Genomic DNA, 20,767 nt, shown 5'->3' with positions numbered 1-20,767 from the left:
CTTTGCGGAGGCGTGGCTCGCCGCGTGGGCCTATCGCGTCGATGCCCTCATGAGGAGATCAATCAGAACCTGATGAGGGCGCCTCCCATGACGATATGCAAGTCCTCAAGCGGCTCCGAGGCCTCGATCTGGCCTGACCCCGCGAGCGTGACGCTCGCATCATAGTGGCGATAGAGGGCATAAAGCTTCGTCTCGGCGCCTGAGATGTCTTGTGTGAGCCCGATGCCCCACATCTCCACCTTGCTCGCATAGAATCCGGCGTCAGCGCCGATCAGGTTTATCGCATCGTCCGCTTCGACCGTCAGACGGGCATTAGCACCGCCCTCCATGCGGTAAAGCTGGCCGAAGATCGTCGTCGCGCCGAGGTCGAGCCAGTTCCTCTGGATGCCGGTTTCGAAGGCCCAGAATGTGCTCGTGGTGGTAGGACTGACGTCTGCAAAGGAGGGCGCGTATTTCACGTTGCGGTCCTTGAACCAGCCACCCGCCATATTGGCGTAAAGGCCGCTCGGCTCATGCAGGACGCTGAGTGATCCGCCGAGCGTCGCACAGTCGGCATCGTTCGGAGCCGCTGGCAGGTTCGTGGCCACGCACTCGAAACTTGCATCCTCTCCGCCATCCGTGGAGGCTCCATAGCCGACTCTCGCCGCCACCTTGAAGTCAGACACTTGCCCTTCGTACTCGAGGCTTGCATCCCACAAGTCGTCGGCGCCCCAGGCGATGCTCATGAAAAAGCCGGCGAACGTCGGCGTTATATACCGGATGCCGGACTGGACATCGCCTTCGCCGGGCTGATTGCCTGTATGCTTGAGCAGACGCCGCCACGCGACCCCGCTGAGCGATGAGGTGGACTTCGAGCGCAGCAGCAAGCCAAGGCCGCTGTCCTCCACGTCCGAGTATTTCCCGGCCCGGTTCGTGCCGGCAAGATTGGCTTCCGTGATCTCTTCGAGAGCCGTGATGGCGCGTCCGAACTGGATCGTACCCAGAGTCTTACTCGTCACACCCCACCACGCTCGGCGAATGTCGAGCCCGGAGCGGGTTGTGAGCTGGTCGCTGCGCTTGGAGTTGAGCGAGCGCACGCCAATTTCGATCAGGAAGCTGGCCGATAGATCGCTATCGAGCTTCGACTGCCCACGAAAGCCGAACCGCGTACGCGAGGCGTCATTCGTGACCAGGTAGGCGTTCCGCTTATACCCGTCGTCCCAACCCATGATCGCCTGGTTGATCTGGCCATAGACCGTCAGATCGACGTTGCGACCGCCCTTGCCGCCTGTCGCGGTCTCCAGCTCCGCAATGCGCTCCTCGATGTCCGCGCAGCAGCCCGCGAGGTCTGCGGCCGTCGCCGCTTCGCAGCGGAACAGGATGCAGCCGGCCAGTACATGCGCAAACACGCTTCCTCCCAACTTCATGCAGGCCCCCGCGTGATCGGTCTTGATGGCTAGTCTATCCCGGCTTCACTCATTTCTGTGGCCAAGCGCGAGAGCCACGAGCTGTGCCAAGCGCGGATCGCGCAGCGCATAGAATGACATCCGGCCATCGGTTCGATGCGTCAGAAGGCGAAGATCACGAAGTTTTCGGAGATGATGGGAAGCGGTCGAGAATGTGGTCCCAGCCACATGAGCCAAGTCGCAAACGCAGAGCTCTCGGTCCGGCCCTAAAGCGAGCAGGAGCTTAATGCGCGTTCGGTCACTTAGAGCAGCGAAGAGTCTCCGGGCCTCATCAAGCGATTCCTCGGCAGGCATTTTCGCCTTTAGCTTCTGGACCAACTTTGCATTGAAACACGGAATTTCGCAGAGAGCGTCATCCGATTTCGCGCCTGAAGCGCGAGTTACGATATTCGTATTCATGTACGAACATTAGCAACGCCGGCCGAGCTTGGCAATGGCAAGGTCTCGCTGAACAGCCGACAGGGCGGCTTCCGCCGTCGACGCATAACGCACAAGCGGTCTCTTCAAGCCATGGGTGATCAAGACGCGCCGGATGTCGCGGCTGGTACCGGTGAGCCAGAGTGTCACGTCATGTCTACGGGCCTTGTGCGCCAGGCTTTCGATCATGTTTGCGCCGGTCGAATCCAGGAAGGGCACTGCGGAGAAATCGACGATCAGTGCCTTGTGGTTGTCCTGAATGCGGTCGAGAACTGAGCCGATGGATGCTGTTGCCCCGAAGAAGAGGACACCTGTGATCCGGTAGACGACGACATCGGGATTCGCAGCCGCAGACTCATTGTAAGCTTCGCGCGGATGGGCGGTGTCAGCTTCGTCACGCCCAACAAACGGTTTCTGGGAGGCAACTGCGGTTGTCCGACTCATCCGCTGGATAAAGAGTACTGAACCAAGCGCGAAGCCGACGATGATAGCCTCGGTGAGGTCTCGGAATACTGTCAGGAGAAAGGTTGCTCCGAGAACCGTCGTTTCACCCCAGCCCGAACGCAGCAAAATCGCGATGGCGGGTCTCTCGATCATGTTCCAAGCTACCACTGCAAGCACACCTGCCAGCGCCGCGAGCGGGATGTAGGCTGCGAGGGGAGCAGCGATCAGCATGAAAAGGAGAAGAAATACGGAATGAAGCATGCCCGCGATAGGCCCGTGCGCCCCCGCGCGCAGATTGGTCGCCGTGCGGGCAATCGTGCCGGTCACGCAAAAGCCGCCGAAGAGCGATGCACCGATATTTGCCGCACCTTGTGCGACGAGTTCGCAGTTGGAACGGTGCCGCCGTCCGGTCATGCCATCCGCGACGACTGCCGAGAGCAATGATTCTATGGCGCCAAGCAGAGTGAAGGACATCGCTGCGGGCAAAACCGCAATGATCCTGTCCATCGACAGATTGGGCAGGTACGGGGACGGGAGCGACGAGGGAATGCCGCCGAACTTCGTGCCAATAGTCGCAACAGGTAAGGCAAGCAGCGCCGTGGCGGCTGCGGTCAGAGCAACAGCGATCAGCATTCCCGGCCAACGCGGTCGCACACGGCGCAAACCGAGGATGATTGTAACGGTTGCAATAGAGATTGCGACTGCGGCAAGCGAAACGCTGTCCTTCGCTCCCCAAAGGACCGGCATCTTCTCGAGGAGGTCACCAGGTTCGTGGTCCAGTGTCAGGCCGAAAAGGTCCTTGATCTGGCTGGTAAAGATGATCACCGCAATTCCTGCAGTGAAGCCCACCGTTACCGGGAACGGAATGAACTTGATGAATGTGCCGAACCGCAAGAGCCCGACGGCTATCAGCATCAGGCCCGACAGGAAGGTGGCCAGGATCAGCCCGTCCATGCCATGTTGAGCGACCGTTGCCGCGACCAGCACGATAAAGGCGCCGGCCGGACCGCCAATCTGGAAACGCGATCCGCCGAGCAGTGAGACGATGAAGCCGCCTACGATTGCGGTATAGAGCCCCTGCGCCGGCGTTGCGCCCGAGGCGATGGCGATCGCCATGGAAAGCGGCAGCGCCACGATGGCAACGGTAAGCCCTGCAATTGCGTCGGCGCGCAGGTGAGCCAACCCATAGCCTTCGCGCAGGACCGTCAGAATTTTTGGAATGTAAAGTTCGGCGAAGGTCGGCGCTTCGCTCGGTCTGGCTATCAATACTTTCACGTGTTGCCGCACATTTAGAGGCGGCGGGATCGTCGGCTTATCGTCGGCGGTCGCCGTCGCGGATTGAGGTTCAGGATTTCGAGGATGAGGACTTCAATCGAACGCCGCGTCCACCTGAGGGACTGGCAGCGCCGTCACCGATCAGTTCGATGCCCGCAAGTTCAAGTGCCGCGACCACCCTGGTCAGGCTGTTGATCACACCGCGAACGTCGCCATTGCTGGATTCCATGCGTTGGATCGTTGGGATGGAGAGGCCGGACAACTCGGCCAAAGTCTTCTGGTCGATGCCGAGAAGGGCACGTGCGGCACGCATCTGGGCGGCGGTGATCATGGGCATATCCTGAACACGACATATGCTATTTATCGCCGCAGATATGATATGTCAAATATCACGATCCATATCCGGTATCCCAACTTCAATCCGTCTAGGCAGATCGCCAAAGACGAGCTGTTCTCGTTCCCCGAGGGAGATTGGACTCCTGGCGATGAGTTCACGGGACTGTTTCCGTCGGTGGCGGCTGCATGTCGGCTCGTGGCCCTTCGTGTCGATTGGAAGGCTGTGCGAGTTCGTTCAAACCTGAAAGTGGAGCAGACACGCGGGGCCTGACCATCATTTGTCGATTTTGACCCACTCTGACATATGTGCGGTAGCGCCAGGGCCGTGCGGGAGCGTGGAATGTGCCGCTTGACTTCCGGATGGTGGTGTTCTTAATTCAACAATATGATTGAACGACAGGATCAGGCGCTTGACCGTGTCTTCCACGCGCTGTCCGATCCATCCCGGCGCGCGATGCTCAAACGGTTGGCCGACGGGCCGCTCACCGTTGGAGAGCTGGCGGAGCCGCTGCCCATGTCGCTTGCTGCAGCGTCGCGACATATCAAGGTGCTCGAGGACTCCGGCCTTCTCGACCGCCACGTATCCTGGCGTACGCACACCTGTACGCTGAACGCAAAGCCGCTGGCTGCGATACGGAGCTGGGTTGAGTTCTACGAACGGTTCTGGAGCGAACGCTTCGACACACTGGAAGAGCTGTTCGAAAGCCGCCGCAAGACGCGGCGCAAGATATCCCCATGACGGAGCGCGTGGACTGTTGCATCACCCTCTCGCGCCAGTTCTCGGCATCCGCTGCCGAGGTGTACGAGGCTTGGATTACGCCTCACATCATGCGCCATTGGCTCGCTCCCGGTCCGAACGTCGTTGTTCATATCGAAACGGAACCTAGAATTGGTGGTGCCTTGCTCATCCGCTCGCAGGCGCCGGATGGAGCCCTCCATACCATAAACGGTGTCTACCGTGATCTAGTGCCTGGGCGGCGCATCGTTATGACATGGACCTACACCGGCCCATTCGCGCTGATCTCCGGCATGGAAACGCTGATCGAGATTTCGCTTCATCGCGATAGCGACACACGCACGACGATGACTTTCACACAAAGCCAGTTCGCCTCCCGCGAGGCGGGAGCAGCATACGAAGGCGACTGGCCAAGCTGCTTCGAGAAACTCACCACCGTGCTGGCACTGCCGGTGCAGCCAAAACGAAAATAAAAGAAGAGCTTCGGGGGAGGAGAGACGATGTCTGCTGACCGGACGGCGCCGCGCAAGCGCGTGCCATGGATCGCTGCGTGGTTTTTCCTGGATGCAGTCGTTGCCTTGGCACCACCTCTCTATTGGTCCTTCGACGGCAAGCAGACACCCATCCTCGGATTGCCTGCGTCCGTCTTCTATTTCGTAGCCGTGGCCACTTGCATTACGGCAAGCATCGTCGCGGCCTACCTCGCCGAGGCGCGTGCGGGAGATCTCGGCTGATGATCATCACCTTCGGTGCCATCGCCGTTTTCTTCGGCGTCATCGTCCTCATTCTGCAGCTGAGTGGAATCAAGGACCGAGACTTCACCGAATATGCAGTCGGCGGCCGCTCATTCGGGCCTAACTATCAGGCCATGTCGTTCCTGAACACATGGTATCCCGGTGCGATGTTCACCGCGTTCGGCGGCATGGCCGCGAGTGCGGGTGTGATTTCGTTCTACGTGTTGTCCTACAGTCTACTGACGGTCGTGCTGATGTATATCATGGCGCGACCCGTGTGGATCTGGGGCAAGACCTTCGAATTGCGGACCCAGCCCGATCTTCTCGCGCTGCGTTTCAATTCCCATCACATCAAGACGATCGCGGCAGTGGTGGGCATCGTCTCGGGCATACCTTGGCTCGTTCTGGGAATGCAGGCGCTCGGCACCCTTTTCCATCACATGTCGCTTGGAACATTGTCGTTCTCGCAGGCCGTGATGGTCGGCGTGGCGGTCATCGCACTGCGCCAGATCTGGACCGTGAGAATGGGGATGCGCGGCGTCGTCATCTCTGACATGGCGCAGGGCATCGTCGCCTACATCGTGGGTAGCGCTGTGCTCGTCGGCCTCATCCTCTGGATGGTCTGGGAGCGCGGCATCGGCTTCGCATCACTGGATGCGAACATGTTCGCAATCCCCAGCATCGGCTCGAAGGAAGGCCCCCTCTACGTCTTCAGTCTCATACTGACGGGCGCGATCGGCGGATGGTGCTGGCCATACATTTTCGTACGGTTGTTCACCGCGAACGGCGTGAAGAGCCTGAAGCAGTCGGCAGCCATTGCCGTGCCGCTTTCCTTGCTGTTCTGCGCCGCGTTGCTCGTCTTCGGTATGCTCGCCTCAAAAATTCCGGGCGTTTCTGCTGCACCAAGCGACGTGTGGTTCATCGTGAGCAGAGAAGCTGGGGGGCTTTGGCTGCTCGGCCTCGCGGGCGTGATCGTCCTTGCCGCTTCGATGGGGCACACGGACGGCAATATTCAGGCGACGGGCGCACAGATTGCCAACGATCTGATCGGCAACTACTGGAAGCTGAGCGAAAGGCAACTCATTGTCTTCGCCAAGTTCGGCATGTTGTGGCTGACGCTTCTCGCGTCGTGGTTGGCGTGCCTGGAGCTTCCGGCCCTGTTCTCACTCGCGGTGCTCGCCTATCAGGGTATCATTCAGCTCGCGGTGCCACAGTTCCTCGGCATCTTCTGGAGGCGGGGGAACAAATACGGCGCGATCGCAGGCATGACCACCGGGTTCATCACCGCCGTCGCCTTGGAACTCGTGTTTCCCGGCTATCTGCCATGGGCTTACGGATTGACGTCAGGTGCAGTAGCCCTCGTCGTCAATCTGGCTATCTACGTGACCCTGGCCTACCTTGTCCCGCAGCCGGCAGCAGAACGCGAGCGGGTGGACGGCCTGTTCGATATGGTACGCGAGCGACGCCGGATCGAACCCGAAGAGATCGTGCCACAGCCGGCGCCAGCTTGAATTCGCTCAACGCCATCACGGAGGCGTCCATGACGAATATCTTCTCAGACTGCCATCGCGAACTTCAGGAACGGTACGAGGCTCGCGCACTGGCTGATCGCACTGTCCAGGCGATTGTTCACGCCGAGTTCACGGAACAGGACATCGCGTTCATTTCCGAACGCGACTTCTTCTTCCTGTCCACCGTCGACCCCAATGGGAGCCCGACGGTATCCTATAAGGGCGGTGACCCTGGCTTCGTTAGAGTCGAGAGCAATACCCTCGTGTTTCCATCCTTCGATGGCAACGGCATGTTTCTATCGATGGGCAATATCAGCCACAATCCCAAAGTCGGCCTGCTCTTCATCGACTTCGAGCGCCCGCGCCGCCTGCGCGTGCAGGGTGTCGCAAGCCTCGTCGAGGGGCCCAACTCCGTGCCGGGTGCGCAATTTCTGGTTCAAGTTCGACCGGAGCAGATTTTCGTGAATTGCCCGCGCTACGTTCACAAATACCAGCGCGTAGAGACATCGAGATACGTGCCTAAGGAAGATGGCACGGCCCCCCTCGCCGAATGGAAGCGTCTCGAGGTCGTCCACGACGTCCTGACACCACAAGATCAAGCGGCCGCGCGCAGCGAAGGCTTCCTCACGCTGGAGGAGTACAACGACAAGGTCGAGAAAGGCGAGGGTTAGGCGACGGTGGATAGAATGCCACGTGCTCCAAAGCACATGTCAACTCTTGGCCCGTCGCAGACCTTGCTGTTTAGACGGGTTGTCCCAATAACGGTCATTGTCGCATTCCAAGTCGGCGCCCCCTGTCCACTCGCCGACCACGTCCATTGCTGAATGTGGTGGTGATGACATAAAACGTCGATCTACCCGCGCCACGTCCTATTCGCGTAAGGCGACGACATTGCAGCTGAGCCGCCGCGGTCATGCATGGTTACCCCCGCACAGCATTTCAGCGCGCAGTCGTCAGGGACACCCTCCGCCGCTCACAAAAGACCCCAGTACAACGTCATAAAAAAGAGGGGCGGTAAACCCCGCCCCTCCCGGATATTCGTCGGCATGGCCCCTTCTACGTGCTGAAGGGACTTGCCACACCGCGCCGCATCACCGCTTAAATTGAAACATCACTAGTCCCCCAAATCGGTTTGGGGAGCCTAGTGACCGTATCGCGGCGTTGCTGGCTTCTCCGAGGAACCGCGAGGACGTCGACTGTGGTGGATCCCAGGAGTTCTTCCGTGACACTGCCCAGCAGAAATTTGGCGGCACCCGTTCTTCCCTTGGTCCCCAGGATCAGCAGCCCCGGACTCATCCGTTCCACAGCGGTCCCAATAACGTATGGGGCCTCTCCCTCCTCGACATAAGGCGTCCATCCCGTAGGTGCCTGGGGCACCGACCGCATGAAATCCTTCAATTTCGCAAGCGCCTTTTGCTGTTCTTCCTTTACATACATAGAGACCCTGTCTTTTGGCGCTTGCGCTAACGCAAGCTTCGACTTTGCCACGGCGTCGAACGCATGTACCACCGCAACCTGCCCCATGCTCAAGAAACCAAGGCGAGCCGCCGAGGTCACGGCTTCTGCCGACGCCGCCGAAAGGTCGGCAGCGATCATGATGGTCTCATAGGGCTCATCCGTATTCACCATCAGAACCGGAACGCTAGCTTCGCGGATGACCCTCTCTACAGTCGTTCCGAGAAACAGGTCGCGAAAGCGCTTTCGATGGGAACCCATTACGATCAAATCCGCGTCAATGCCCTTGGCAGCCTCGATAATACCCATGTGCGGTTTGCCGGCCGAGATCACGGAACGGCAACGAACCGCTTGAGGGACTGCCCGCGAAGTGATCCAAGTGTCGACAATCTTGCGGCTTTCCGCGACATCAATGTCAATCAGACGCTGCGCTTGCCTGTCGTCGACAACGTGCAGCAGCACGAGCTCCGAGCCTGCCTCCTCAGCAAGCCATCCGGCCCGCCTCAACGCCCGGTGGGATCGGGCTGAGAGATCAGTAGCAACGAGAATACGTTTCACACGCGCCTCCATCATCACTCTGTCCTCCAACAAGGGGCCCTTGTCAGGTTCTGCTTCGATTGATTTCTTCCGCCAGCCGACGGGCCGCATGAGCCGCCTTCCGGTCATGCTCAACTGCCAGGTCAAACCAATGCTGTTTGATTTCGTCCGCAGCGGCGCGATGAAACATTCGTATGTACCTGTCCGTCCTGCGCCGGGACTGATAAATGGTTCGATTTAGCACTCGCGTCACGCCGTTCATTCCGCTCTCCATGTCGTTCGATTGAGGCCTACGATGGCCAAGCGACACCGTCCGCGCGCGCCTCTGCACGCGGCATGCACCGGTGGTCCATCGAAGGGTGTGTGAAAAAGTCAGGACGCCGCCCGGCCGAGGCAACCAGGTGGCCTCGGCCGGGCTAGACGGCTGTTTTCTTCAGCCGCGCCAGAAAGAGACGACGATCGACAGCCATTCTAGGCACCTCCAAGGCTCGTTGCGGACGGTCGGAAACTATGCGCGAGAGAGAGCGTCTGTGCGCCGTCACGCTTCTCCCCGCCGTCTGCTATCTTCATGCGGCTATAGGGATAGGGCGACGGCAGGTCGCTGCCACGAATGGCCCTGTCGATCGCAGCAATCATGACATCCCGGCAATCCGTCTCATCGATGAAACTCGGCACCCAATACCTCACAACATATTTCACGCCTTCGGCATCGTAGGAGATCGCGCGCACGTCGGGTTTCTTGTCCCGCAGCATGATCGCGTTCGTGCTCGCTGCCTCTTCCAGCAAACTCTTGGCGATCCGAACAGGAATTTCCTGACCAAGAACGATCTCGAGGCTCGCGCGGTAGTGCTTTCTCGGCGCGCTGTAGTTCGTCATGCGCTTTCTCGCAATGTCGCTGTTCGGCAGGATCATGTAGATGTCGTTCCGGGTTTGAATGCGGGTCGTGCGCCAACCGATTTCAATCACCCGCCCTCGGACCTCGCCGTCAATTTCCACCCAGTCTCCGATGCGGAACGGCGCTTCCAGTCCAAGCGCGATCCCGCCAAACACGTCGGCGAGAATATTGCGGATCGCGAAACCAACGATGGCAATGATCAAGCCCGAACTTGCCAGCGCACTGCCCGCCGATTGGCCCAGCCACATGGCAACGGTTCCCATCGTCGCCGCCAGGAAACATGCAGCGACGATGAGCTCACCAAGCAGCTTCGGAGCCCGACGCTTCCCATTGTTCCTGTGCTGGAGTGCGGCCCCAATCATCCGGGCGAGGAGGAGGGCGGCAGAATACCAGCCGCCCGCCATGAGCAGGTTTCTAAGCAGATGGCGGTCTGACTCCGCGAACCATGTCGGCACATAGGCATCACGAAAGACATACGCGACGCTCAATGCGACGAGAATGGTTGCCGGCCAAGCAACCCGCAGGACAAACTCACGTTTCATCGCCTTCGAGGCCCCTCTGTTCGTGGCCGCGGGACGGCAATTCCAGTCAATGGTCGCCAGTATGTGAGGTGACAAGCCACAGAGACTTCTCAAGCATCAGCGAATATCCGGTGAGGATATCCACCGTACCGGCATCGCCGGCTTCCTCCACCTCCTCGATCGAGGACCGGGCCTTGTCGCTCGCCGCCGCGAGCCTCTCGCCAAACGCTGCAATATGCTCGCGCTCGCTGCGTATGGCCGTTGGATACGCGGTCAGCGACGTAGCCGCGGCAACAACCTGAGACGTACCGAGGGCTTCACCTCCCAGTTGCACCGCACGCTCAGCCAAGGTGTCGACGTGGCTGTCCATCTGCTTGCGGATGTCATCGAACATCCGGTGCAAACCGAAAAAATTCGACCCCTTCAGGTTCCAATGCGCTTGCTTCGCCATCAAGCTCAGGTCAATCGCTTCAGCCAACCGAGCATTCAGCAGCGACACGCAAGCATTCTCCGCGTTTGCGTTGCGTTCGGTATGTTCGATAACCCTCTTCATGACACCTCCACGTCGATATGCGCGACCGCGCGCGGCGCGCCACCCGCATGGCAACGCCGCGAGCGTCCGCAAAAAGGGACAGCACGCCGTGCGAAGCGTTGGCACGTATGCGGACCCGAACGAAATATTGTGAAACGAGCAATTCTCCCGAGCCAGTGTCCTAAAAGGAATGGCTGGGAGCGATTAGCGTGCGAGCAAGAGTGCCCGCTGCTGCATGTGGATCAGAATGCTCATGGCATCAATCTATATCACCTTGCCTAAAAAGGCAAGGTTTTGGCCCCTTCTGCGACCTTTTCAGCTCGCCCGCGCCTACGTTGCCGCCGAACGCGAGGTAGCACAACGTGGCATCGACACCTCTACAATCATCGCCGCTATCACGAGAGCCTGGACAACCTCACCCCAGCTGACGTCTACATTTGGGCGAACCGCGCGCATCATCGAGCGGCAACGCGACGTCAAGCGACGCACAATCGAGCAGCGCCGCCGACAGCACATCAACGCAGCAGCATGAGCTTCAACCAGATGAGCCAGACTCTCTCTTAGATCACACGCTCAGCTGTCCCGACGACCCTGACGACGGACAGCAGTTTGCACTCTGCCCTTTTCTTTGGCTCACGCAATACCTGCAAACTCAGCGTCGCAAACGACAGCGACGACGTAACGGCAGCGTCCAGAAGCAGTCATCGCCACACGCGTAGTCGGCGCCCCCGTAAACTCGCCGACCAAGTCCGCTCATAGAGGTCGAGCGGCCGTCAGATATCGATCTTCTCTGCGATCTCGATCGCGTCGTCGACCTCGATCCCGAGGTAGCGAACGGTGCTCTCGATTTTCGAATGCCCAAGCAAGAGCTGGACCGCGCGAAGATTACCCGTGCGCCGGTAGATCAACACCGCCTTCGTACGTCGCAGCGAGTGCGTTCCGAACTTCGTCGGATCAAGTCCGATACTGGCAACCCACTCGTGGACAAGCCGAGCGTACTGCCTCGTCGTCAGTCCGTGACCATCGCCTCGACCGGCAAACAAGAATTGCCCGCGTTTCCGCCCGGTCATCCTTAGATAGTCGTCGACAGCCGAGCGAGTTTGGTCCGTCAGCTCGAACCGTACCGGCCTGCCCGTCTTCTTCTGCCGGATAGCTGCGCGGTCCATCGCATAGCCGCTCGGTGCAACGTCATCAACACGGAGCGCGACCACGTCACAGCCGCGCAACTTGCTGTCGATGGCCAAGTTGAACAGTGCCAGGTCGCGCTTCCGATCCGCCATCTGGAGCTTGGTTCTAATCGACCAGACGTGGCTTGGCCGCAGTGGCGGCTTCGCCCCGATAAGCTTTCCCTTGTTCCAAGGCTCGTTGCGGACAGGCTTCAGATTCTTAGTTTCGTGATTGTTGTCCATGGTCTGTCTCCTTGTTCGAGAGACAAACCAGCATGCGCCTGCAACGACCCAATGAGGGATTTTGCGACCGGTCTCGGGCCAATTCTTCCTTCGAGTGGTTACCAACCGTCGATTTTGACCCTCTGCGGATATCCTGCGCGGGCTTACACGGGCCCCGATTGAACAGTGTAGCGACTGACCAAGCACCGTCTCTCATGCCGGTTGTAAGGCTACATCAAGGACGTTACGAGGACTTCCACCGACATCCCCTGAAATGCGTCGCTCATTCCAACGAAACTGCCTGCCACCGGGATCGCTTGCCGTATGTCACGCACGACGGCAACTGGGATCAGATTGAAGCCGCCGATACTCCGGTTCGTCGGATCGAAGGTGATCCAGCCCGCGCCGGGGACATAGACTTCGGCCCAGGCATGGGTCGTTCCCGCACCGCCGGACCCTATAATGTTATGATCCGGATTGTAGAGATAGCCGGAGACAATCCTCGCCCCGAATCCGAGGCTGCGAGCCGCTTCGCCGAAGAGGACGGCGAAATCACGACACGATCCCCAACCACGATCAAGAGTCTGGATCGGCGACTGCGTGCCTTCATCGTCCCGGCTTTGATAGCGGATCCCTTCTGAGATGCCGGCGCTCAGATCTTTGAGCAGACAAAGCGTGTCCGTCGGATTGCCTGCCACGAACGCACGTGCCCATTCCCGCAACCGCCCGGCGGGGTCTTGATACTGCTGGATCGCCAGAGCGCCAAGATCGATCCAGTCATCGTCGGAGTATCGGAACGGGTAGTAGATAGCGGAGGCGGCAATATCGAAGATGGGCCATGCGGTGGTGTGGAGTTGAATTTCGGCCGCGCTTTCGATCACGAGGGTGTCGGTCATGGTCTGAAATGTAGCCGTCGCCACGGCATTGCCGTAGACGTCATGCGCCCATTTCACCACCGCGCCGGGTGTCACCACCACGTCATTCGAAATCAGGCGAAGATCCCGGCTCTCGCGAGGGCGCAACATCAACCGGTGCGATCCAAGGCTCACCGGCTGGCGATAGCGATAAATTGTCCGATGGTGGATTTTGAGGCGCATCACCGGGCTCGCTTCATCGCAGGCTGCCCCGTTACAATTTGAGATATCATCTTCGGTTTGACCTGCTGCGGGAGCTGGTCAGTGACCAACACAAGGGGGCGTCCGGTCAGATCAAATGCGACCCGTTAGAAGCAGGACAACAACAACTATTAGCAGAACCCCGGCGACACCAACTCCGCCGTGTCCAAAACCGTACCCGTACCCACCAAAGCGGCCACTAAAGCCACCGAGCAGGAAAATGATGAGGAGAACAACAAGGATGGTTCCGAGTGACATGATCTACCTTCCGTTGCAACAACTGAATGAACGTCGAAGGAAAGTCGATTGATTTCGGTGTCAATGTCTCCCCGGACTCATTCTGTATGCTGAATACCCCGGTTCCTCGGTGACAGCGAAACCAGGGCGGTTCGCTACTCCGCCCCAAGTTCGCGGTCGCGAGGCCGTTCGAGGCCGTTAGTGGTTTGTCGGCGTTCGATCAGATGTGCCGTTAGCCGTCTGACCTGCTTCTGTTCCCGCCGCACCGGTACTGGTCGCGCCCGGGGTGCGGCTTGGTGATTGATCGCCTGGCGTCCGATCCGATGTTTTGTCTGAGCCGCTCATCCCGTCACCGGCGCCGTCCGATGAACTTTGGATCCCGCCCTGCTCGCAGGCGTCGGTCCATTCTGCCCCTGAGAGGTGATTGTCGCCGTCCTTGTCTGCCTTCTTGAAATCATTCACGTAGGGCTTGGCCTTTTCCTTGGAGAGGTTGCCGGAAGAACCCGCAAGCGCCTGCGTCCAAAGCGTGCCGCATTGAGCTTGGGTCATTTTCATGTCGTCGGGTGTCTGCGCGGAGACCGCTGAGGACCCGATGAGGAGAGTCGCCGCGCATACGGGCAACGCTTTCATTGCAGTTCTGATCATCATTGTTTTCCTTGTTGTTGAGTGGAGTGCGCCCGCGTTGCTTCCGATCAGATCGCCATTCGGTTCGCTGGGTTGCCACGCGGTGCGCTCGTTGCAGAGAAATATTCAAGATCGGTCGGCGCCGATAGGATCGGAAACTACTCAAGCTGAGTTGCACTGCCGAGTTCAAACCAATAGGTGAACAGCGCGATGGGCAAATTTCAATCCTCTCCATTGAGCGCGCTAGAATTCCCCCTATTTACCGCAAGTGGCAAAACATCAGAGGCATCCCGAGACGGCGACTTCCTAGACGGCGATTTTCTCGTCTCCGTCGAGAGCTAGCTGTCTCTCAATATCTCGTAAGGAGACGATGTGCACATGACGTCGACACCGGAACAGATAGCGCGTCGGATCCTCGACCTGCTTGATCAACGGCACACCAAGCCAGGCGAGCACGACATGTTCGGCGCGATTGCAGCGCGCCTTGCGAATGAAGACGTCTATGGCGAGGCTTTGAACAGCGGCGTCGAGTTTGGCATTGCGAACGGATGGTTCAGTGTGCAAGGGCCACGCATTTTGCGGGCGGCAGTGGACGCGCCGCTCAAGACGTAAACGCTCGCAATGGCCCTCGAGGGGGGAGCACCGGACCTTTAAAGGTCAGCCCGCCTCCCGCGTCTCTGAGTAGATTCCGACTCTACGCTGTCCATACGTCTTTCTCTACGGTCCTTCATGATATGCGGGTCCGGATCTGAGCATCCATGCGCGCATGTCTCCTTTAGACGCCCGCATTGATGGCAGCGAGGACATGACATGGTCGATCCAAACGACAGACTCGTAGCAGTTCCCGGGAGCTGGGCCTCAATTTCTTCTTGGTTGCTCCTCGTGCCCATCGTTATGGCAGCTGTGTTCAGCGGATACGTGATTGTCGAGGTTGCCAACTAGCGCTGCGCGCTCACGCATAAATTTCTCAAGAGAGCATCGGAGAGCGTATGTCACGATACCAACAGCTCATATCGGCGGGCATCACCCTGACCGTCATCACCGGAGGCGTCGTGGGCGCGTTGAGTGGGTTGTCTCTTGACGGTTTCGTCGCCAACCAGCCCGTCTTGGCTATCGTGGCTGGATTTCTGGCTGTGCTGGCGGGCACAGTCGTTCGGCACTTCACCATCTTTGCATCCATCCGCGGAGCGGGCCCTGGCCCCGGACGGTTGATCATCCCGGGTGTCGTTCTGGTCAATGCAACGATTGCCGCGATCGGCGGAGGGCTTATCGGGTACTTTGTGAGCCTGAGCGTCCTCAATCCGCCACCTTCGGCCTGGATCGGCTGTCTGGCGGGCGTCTTGGCGAGTGTCGCCATGGAGCTCTTGATGATCGGCTACCGTGCCAGATCTCCGTAGAGAAAACCCCGGCGGGTACCTCATCGCCGGAAGGAGAATCCGCCAGTGGCGTTAAGTTTCCCGAATCGAAGCCGAAGCTATGATGAGCGTGGCCGGCGCGTGCGTTTCTGGGGCTACGATGGTGCGTTCGAGACAGCTTCTTCGTGGAGCAGCGTGCCTTCACTCGCATAAGTCCCGATGCAATGCTGGATGAAGCCGGATTTTTGAGGGCGTTCGACCGCTATCGCGATCGCATTCTGCAGGTGGCCGCGAAGGTTTACGCCAGTCGCCGGATGGAGGCCTACATCTTGCGCGCGAACGACTTCTGAGCCATCACGCATTTTACCCGGCGGCAATTGCAATCCGGATCAACGCCGGCATTGATTTCGACCCGGTCTTCTTCATGATGGCCGCGCGGTGGTTGTCCACCGTGCGCTGGCTGATGCCGAGATCTGCGGCAATGTTCTTGCTCGGGTGGCCTGCCATGACTAGCTCCAGGATCTGGCGCTGACGCGCGGTCAGGCTAGCAACAAGGGAGACGGCCTTGCTCCGTACGACGGTCGATTCGATCTCGTCGCTGTTCCCGTCAAGCGCGCGCTCGATGCTGGCCAGCAGTTCCACGTGGCCGATCGGCTTCTCGATGAAATCCACGGCACCCGCCTTCATGGCCTCGACGGCGAGCGGAACGTCGCCATCGCCCGTGATCATGATGGTGGCCAGGGAACGGCCCGCGGTCTTCAAGCGCTCGATCAGCTCAAGGCCGGTCATACCCGGCAACCGGGCATCGAGAAGCAGGCAGCCTTTAGCGCCGCCGCATCGCAAGAACTCCTCCCCATCGGCAAAGGCCTCCACGGCATAGCCATGCGCCTGGAGAAGGTCGCGCGACGCCTCGCGAAGAGCGGCGTCGTCGTCCACCACATAGACGGTTGGCGCATTCGATCCTTGGGGGTTTTGCGGCAACGAGACCGTTCTCTCGGTCGGCGATGGCTGTAGGAGATCCTGGATAAGACGGACGAGCTGGGGTGCCTTCACTGGCTTGTTGAGCTGCGTGTACCCATGGTCAGCAATGGCGCGGAGCGTGCCTGCTGAAATGTCGCCCGTGACAACGATGGCCGGGATATCGCGTTGGAGCCGCTGACGCAGGCTCGCGATGGCATCGAGGCCGCTGACGCCACGGGCCAGGTTGTAGTCGGCAACTATTAGGTCCGGTCGCGTCGTAGCTTTCCCGGCGAGCTCAAGCGCCGTCGCGACGTCGGCGGCAGCTGTCGTGCGATACCCTTCCTGATCGAGCAGCAGCTTGAGCATCTCCCGTACGGATGGATCGTCTTCAATCACCAGGACCGCGCCGTACACGGGCGAATGATTGTCCCGAGCAGGCTCGACCGAGCGCGCTTCGCGTGTCCCGCCGGAGGCTGCGAGCGGGATCTCAATGGCGAAGGCCGATCCATAGCCGGGAATCGAGCGGACGTCGATCGAGTGCCCGAGCAGATCACCCAGCCGTTTGACGATGGAGAGACCCAGCCCAAGGCCCAGGCTGCTGTCGCGGGCCGGATTGTCGAGCTGATGAAACTCCTCGAAAATCTTCCGGGCCTGGTCCATGGGAAGGCCGATGCCGGTGTCGAGCACCTCGATGCGGATGATTCCAGGCCGCCGCCGGCATCCAAGCAGCAGTTTCCCGCTGCTCGTGTACTTGAAGGCGTTAGAGACCAGATTGCGGATCATTTGATCGAGGAGACGCGGGTCGCTTCTTCCGAAGAGACTGCATGGGATGACGCTCCACCGCAGGCTCTTTTCAGCGGCGAGAAACGAGAAGTCGGCCTTCATGCGGCTGAGTAGGCTGTTGATGGGGAAATCAACGATCTCGGGACGCACGATCCCGGCTTCGAGCTGGTTGATGTCGAGCAGCTTGTCGAGCATGGTCGACATGGCGCCCGTGGTGTCATCGAGGCGCCCCAGCAGCTTACGCGTGCCTTCGTCTGTGGCGCGTTTCATCAGGATGCCTTGCAGCAGATTAATGGTCTGCAGAGGTTGGCGCAGATCGTGACTGGCGGCCGCTAGGAAACGGGACTTGCCGATATTGGCGCGTTCCGCCGCCGCCTTGGCGGCCGCCAACGCCTCGCTCTCGCGCTTCGTGTCAGTGACGTCGATGATCGACAACAGGATCTTTCGTCTGGCCGCCGGCTCATCGCCGATAGTGCGGGCGCTCACCTTGAACGAGCGGATTCCAAGCGCCGGCAGAGTAATAGTGATCTCGGCATCGTCCAGCCCCGCATCTCCCTTGCGAAGTGTGGCAAGAAACTGACGCAGCGCCGGCACATCGAGGCAGGAGCCGACCTCGTGCAAAGGACGGCCGACGGTTTCCGCGGGCCCCACGGCGAAGACGCGATAGAAGGACGTCGAGGCGGAGATCACACGGAGGTCGGCATCCAGCACGACAAGCGGCTGCCCGATGGTTGCGATGATGCTGTCCGAGTAAGACCGTGCGGACTGGATCTCGGCCTGGGCGGCCTTGATTTCGGAAATGCCGGTAAATGTCACGACCACGCCGTCGACATGCGAGGCGTCGCTGCGATACGGCAGGATGCTGCGAATGTACCAGGAGCCGTCGTCGGCCTCGATCTCGCGCCGCTTCGGAGCCGACGTCTTGAGAACCGAAGTGGCATCGCGCAGCATGTCGTCGTCCCGGAATCGATGCGTGAGATCTCCGAGTGGCCGGCCGATGTCGGTCGTAATAATATTGAAGAGCGTTTTGGTCGCCGGCGTGAAAAAGCGGATTCTCAGCGCCCGGTCGAGGAACAACGTAGCGACGTCGGAGCTGTTGAGGATGTTGTTGAGATCGTCCGCGGTCGCCCGCTGCCGTTCCACCGTCTCCTGAAGCTGGCTGTTCAGCGCGTTGAGTTCCTCGTTCAGGGACTGCAGTTCCTCCTTCGAGGTCTCGAGCTCCTCATTGATCGACTGGAACTCCTCGTTGACCGACATGGCCTCTTCGTTGATCGCCTTGTGCTCCTCGTTGGCAACCTCGAGCTCGAGAATTGTGCTGTTAAGCTCTTCGCGGAGCAGGGCGATCTCCTGCTCCTGATTGATGTTTGGACGTGGCTCCGTTTCCCCTCCTTGCGCCGCAGCGGAACTCCCGGCGTCCTCGGCGAAGCTCACGATGCGGTATTTCTGTCCATCGCTGGAGATCTCAAAGACGCCGATCGTGACGTCCATAGGACGACCATCATGGGTTACTCGTCCGCCCGTCACGAAGCTGTTGCCCCGATCCGACGGCGTATGTTGAAGCGCGTGGCGAAGCTTGCCGCGCAGTCCCTCGCGAGCCATGACGAGAATGTCCCGGCTTGCTTCGCCGGGGGCGATCTTGAGGAAGATATCGATCGCGCCGAAATAGTGCAGCGCCTCACGCTTGTCGTTGATGAGAACCGCTGCCGGCACATAAGCGTCCATCAGGGTGCGCTTGGCCAGATCTCCCAGAGTGGGAGCCGGATTGGCCCGCTCTTTGGGCGATAGGGACCGCGAGCGAAATCCAAGCTCTCCGCTGGGGATCGGGAACGCAGTCTCACCCGGGCGGCTGCGGCCGATGTGGCGGTAGAGACGATGCGTTTTGCTGATCGGCGCGAAATGGTCGACATGTTTGCCGACGGTTTCCGAGGCGCCCAAGACCAGAACGCCGCGCTCGCGAAGCGCGAAATGGAAAAGCGAAAGCGTCCGCTCCTGGGCCTCAGGAGAAAGATAGATCAGCACGTTGCGGCACGAGATGAGGTCGAGGCGCGAGAAGGGCGGATCGGCCAGCAGGTTTTGGGTCGTGAACACCACGGCCTCCCGCAACTCGCGCACGACACGATAGCCGCCGTCTTCCTTGATAAAATAACGGGAGAGCCGTTCCGGCGTCACATCGTTGTGGATATGCTCCGGATAGGACCCGTTGCGGGCGAAGGCCACGCAGCCGGGCTCGATGTCGGAGGCGAAGACTTGCAGCTTGATGTTGCTCCTGCTGGCCGCGATGGCCTCGAGAAACAGGATAGCGATCGAGTAGGCTTCCTCCCCGGAGCTGCAGGCCGGCACCCAGACGCGGATGGCCTGGCCCGGCGGCTGCTCTTGAACCAGCTCCGGCACGACCGACTGGCCGAGCATGTCGAAAGCAAGTCGATCTCGGAAGAATTGCGTGACATTGATCAGGAGATCCCTGGCCAGACGCTCGCGCTCTCCGATATCCTCGCGCAGAATTTCTAGGTAACGCTCCCGATTCTCGATCGCCGCCAGCGCCATACGCCGCTCAATGCGCCGGGTCAGCGTTCCTGGCTTGTAAAGAGAGAAGTCGTGGGAAGTCATCTCGGTCAGAAGAGCGATGATCTCGGTCGGCCCGCTCTCGGATTCCATTTCATCGCCAGGAGCCTTGCGGCCGCTGACATACGCTTGGCGGCTAAAGCTTATCAGCGCCTGGGGAACTTTTGCGATCGGAAGAATGAAATCGGTGCACCCCGTGTCGATGGCGCTGCGGGGCATCCCGTCGTGCTGGGCCTCGTGGGGATCCTGAACGACAACGAGCCCGCCCTGCTCGTGCACGGCTTTCAGGCCGAGACTTCCGTCGGTGCCGGTTCCGGACAGGATCGCACAGAGCGCGCGCTCGCCGCACTCGTGTGCGATTGAACACAGGAAGAAATCGAGCGGCATCCGGGCGCCGTGACGGTCATGCGGCTTCGACAACCACAGCGATCCATTACGCAAGGCTAGATAGGCGCCCGGTGGAATGAGATACACGTGATCGACTTCAACCGGCATGCCATTGGCGGCTTCCACGACAGGCATTTTCGTGTGGCGCGCCAGCAATTCGCTCATCATGCTGACGTGGGTCGGGTCCAGATGCTGGATCAGCACGAACGCCATGCCGCTGTCTGGAGAAACGGCATCCAAGAATCGCTGGAAGGCGTCGAGGCCGCCCGCCGATGCGCCAAGGCCAACAACGGCGAAGGGCAGCGACCGGCAAGGGTCGGTGCTTTTCGGCTCGCGCTGTTCGCGGGGCTCCTGCGCAGCATCCGGTGCGCCTGGACGAAGTCCAGCCATTGTGACGCCTTCTCTACATTCCCGCCTTCCACGCTAGGAAGAGCACTGGGATCGGAGAACCATAGCACGTATTGCTGCATTGCGGGCGGGATCGCTCCCTACGGAGGAATCTCATTTTGGGGCGTAGG

20 protein-coding genes and 2 pseudogenes are annotated in these 20,767 nt (G+C 59.9%); 10 read left to right on the top strand and 12 right to left on the bottom strand.

Annotated features, from left to right (window positions below):
- Positions 1-62: 62 nt before the first annotated feature.
- The 4 genes from W911_RS04915 to W911_RS04905 form a co-directional block, all read right to left on the bottom strand.
- Positions 63-1,406, bottom strand: a complete 1,344-nt coding sequence (locus W911_RS04915) for a porin (RefSeq protein ID WP_023786410.1) — start codon at positions 1,404-1,406, stop codon at positions 63-65.
- Positions 1,407-1,451: 45 nt separating this feature from the next.
- The gene (locus W911_RS19000) at positions 1,452-1,739 is read right to left on the bottom strand and encodes an ArsR/SmtB family transcription factor (protein ID WP_425277588.1); all 288 of its coding nucleotides are present in this window, start codon (positions 1,737-1,739) and stop codon (positions 1,452-1,454) included.
- A 114-nt stretch (positions 1,740-1,853) separates the two neighbouring features.
- Positions 1,854-3,581 carry a SulP family inorganic anion transporter gene (locus tag W911_RS04910; RefSeq protein WP_041317476.1) on the bottom strand — a complete coding sequence of 576 codons (1,728 nt, stop codon included), beginning with the start codon at positions 3,579-3,581 and terminating at the stop codon, positions 1,854-1,856.
- Positions 3,582-3,651: 70 nt separating this feature from the next.
- Positions 3,652-3,912: a helix-turn-helix domain-containing protein gene (locus W911_RS04905; RefSeq protein WP_041317474.1), complete on the bottom strand. Its 261-nt coding sequence runs from the start codon at positions 3,910-3,912 to the stop codon at positions 3,652-3,654.
- Positions 3,913-3,960: 48 nt separating this feature from the next.
- Here W911_RS04905 and W911_RS18045 point away from each other — a divergent pair, with 48 nt between their 5' ends.
- From W911_RS18045 to W911_RS04880, 6 genes are all read left to right on the top strand, one after another.
- Positions 3,961-4,188: a hypothetical protein gene (locus tag W911_RS18045; protein WP_144083518.1), complete on the top strand. Its 228-nt coding sequence runs from the start codon at positions 3,961-3,963 to the stop codon at positions 4,186-4,188.
- Between the two features lie 114 nt (positions 4,189-4,302).
- Positions 4,303-4,656 (top strand): ArsR/SmtB family transcription factor, encoded by a 354-nt coding sequence (locus W911_RS04900; protein WP_023786407.1) that lies wholly within the window; start codon positions 4,303-4,305, stop codon positions 4,654-4,656.
- Positions 4,653-5,126, top strand: a complete 474-nt coding sequence (locus tag W911_RS04895; protein WP_023786406.1) for an SRPBCC family protein — start codon at positions 4,653-4,655, stop codon at positions 5,124-5,126. The genes W911_RS04900 and W911_RS04895 overlap by 4 nt, the downstream gene beginning before the upstream one ends.
- 27 nt (positions 5,127-5,153) lie before the next feature.
- Positions 5,154-5,387, top strand: a complete 234-nt coding sequence (locus tag W911_RS04890; protein ID WP_023786405.1) for a hypothetical protein — start codon at positions 5,154-5,156, stop codon at positions 5,385-5,387.
- Positions 5,387-6,898 (top strand): sodium:solute symporter family protein, encoded by a 1,512-nt coding sequence (locus tag W911_RS04885; protein ID WP_023786404.1) that lies wholly within the window; start codon positions 5,387-5,389, stop codon positions 6,896-6,898. Before W911_RS04890 ends, W911_RS04885 begins: the two co-directional genes overlap by 1 nt.
- A gap of 29 nt (positions 6,899-6,927) precedes the next feature.
- Positions 6,928-7,569 (top strand): pyridoxamine 5'-phosphate oxidase family protein, encoded by a 642-nt coding sequence (locus W911_RS04880; RefSeq protein WP_041317467.1) that lies wholly within the window; start codon positions 6,928-6,930, stop codon positions 7,567-7,569.
- A gap of 427 nt (positions 7,570-7,996) precedes the next feature.
- Here the strand turns inward: W911_RS04880 and W911_RS04875 are convergent, their stop codons facing one another.
- The 3 genes from W911_RS04875 to dps form a co-directional block, all read right to left on the bottom strand.
- Positions 7,997-9,001 (bottom strand): universal stress protein, encoded by a 1,005-nt coding sequence (locus tag W911_RS04875; RefSeq protein ID WP_023786402.1) that lies wholly within the window; start codon positions 8,999-9,001, stop codon positions 7,997-7,999.
- A gap of 360 nt (positions 9,002-9,361) precedes the next feature.
- A complete protein-coding gene (locus W911_RS04870) occupies positions 9,362-10,327 on the bottom strand; it encodes a mechanosensitive ion channel family protein (protein ID WP_023786401.1) in 966 nt (321 codons plus the stop codon).
- A gap of 46 nt (positions 10,328-10,373) precedes the next feature.
- On the bottom strand, positions 10,374-10,859 hold the full coding sequence (gene dps / locus W911_RS04865) for a DNA starvation/stationary phase protection protein Dps (RefSeq protein ID WP_023786400.1): 486 nt from the start codon (positions 10,857-10,859) through the stop codon (positions 10,374-10,376).
- 357 nt (positions 10,860-11,216) lie between these two features.
- Here dps and W911_RS18655 point away from each other — a divergent pair.
- Positions 11,217-11,370, top strand: a pseudogene (locus tag W911_RS18655) (IS3 family transposase); the annotation flags it as partial.
- Positions 11,371-11,611: 241 nt separating this feature from the next.
- On the opposite strand, the gene W911_RS04855 reads toward W911_RS18655, so the two are convergent.
- The 4 genes from W911_RS04855 to W911_RS04845 form a co-directional block, all read right to left on the bottom strand.
- Entirely contained in the window at positions 11,612-12,247 is a 636-nt protein-coding gene (locus W911_RS04855; RefSeq protein ID WP_023786398.1) for a tyrosine-type recombinase/integrase, read from the bottom strand.
- A 209-nt stretch (positions 12,248-12,456) separates the two neighbouring features.
- The gene (locus W911_RS04850; protein ID WP_023786397.1) at positions 12,457-13,323 is read right to left on the bottom strand and encodes a transglutaminase family protein; all 867 of its coding nucleotides are present in this window, start codon (positions 13,321-13,323) and stop codon (positions 12,457-12,459) included.
- Between the two features lie 111 nt (positions 13,324-13,434).
- A complete protein-coding gene (locus W911_RS17695; RefSeq protein WP_023786396.1) occupies positions 13,435-13,599 on the bottom strand; it encodes a DUF3309 family protein in 165 nt (54 codons plus the stop codon).
- Positions 13,600-13,776: 177 nt separating this feature from the next.
- The gene (locus tag W911_RS04845; protein ID WP_144083515.1) at positions 13,777-14,223 is read right to left on the bottom strand and encodes a hypothetical protein; all 447 of its coding nucleotides are present in this window, start codon (positions 14,221-14,223) and stop codon (positions 13,777-13,779) included.
- A gap of 357 nt (positions 14,224-14,580) precedes the next feature.
- Between W911_RS04845 and W911_RS04840 the strand changes: the two genes are divergently transcribed.
- The 3 genes and pseudogenes from W911_RS04840 (at position 14,581) to W911_RS19075 (ending at position 15,907) form a co-directional block, all read left to right on the top strand.
- Positions 14,581-14,814: a hypothetical protein gene (locus W911_RS04840; RefSeq protein ID WP_023786394.1), complete on the top strand. Its 234-nt coding sequence runs from the start codon at positions 14,581-14,583 to the stop codon at positions 14,812-14,814.
- A 377-nt stretch (positions 14,815-15,191) separates the two neighbouring features.
- A complete protein-coding gene (locus tag W911_RS04835) occupies positions 15,192-15,599 on the top strand; it encodes a hypothetical protein (protein WP_023786393.1) in 408 nt (135 codons plus the stop codon).
- 45 nt (positions 15,600-15,644) lie between these two features.
- Positions 15,645-15,907, top strand: a pseudogene (locus tag W911_RS19075) (DUF1488 family protein).
- A gap of 13 nt (positions 15,908-15,920) precedes the next feature.
- On the opposite strand, the gene W911_RS17200 reads toward W911_RS19075, so the two are convergent.
- The gene (locus W911_RS17200) at positions 15,921-20,639 is read right to left on the bottom strand and encodes a chemotaxis protein CheB (RefSeq protein ID WP_023786392.1); all 4,719 of its coding nucleotides are present in this window, start codon (positions 20,637-20,639) and stop codon (positions 15,921-15,923) included.
- Positions 20,640-20,767 lie beyond the last annotated feature (128 nt).

The organism is Hyphomicrobium nitrativorans NL23 (genome assembly GCF_000503895.1).
In the GTDB taxonomy this organism is placed as follows: Bacteria; Pseudomonadota; Alphaproteobacteria; order Rhizobiales; family Hyphomicrobiaceae; genus Hyphomicrobium_C; species Hyphomicrobium_C nitrativorans.
Note: the sequence above shows the minus strand (reverse complement) of the source record. Positions and strands in the feature narration are given on the sequence as shown.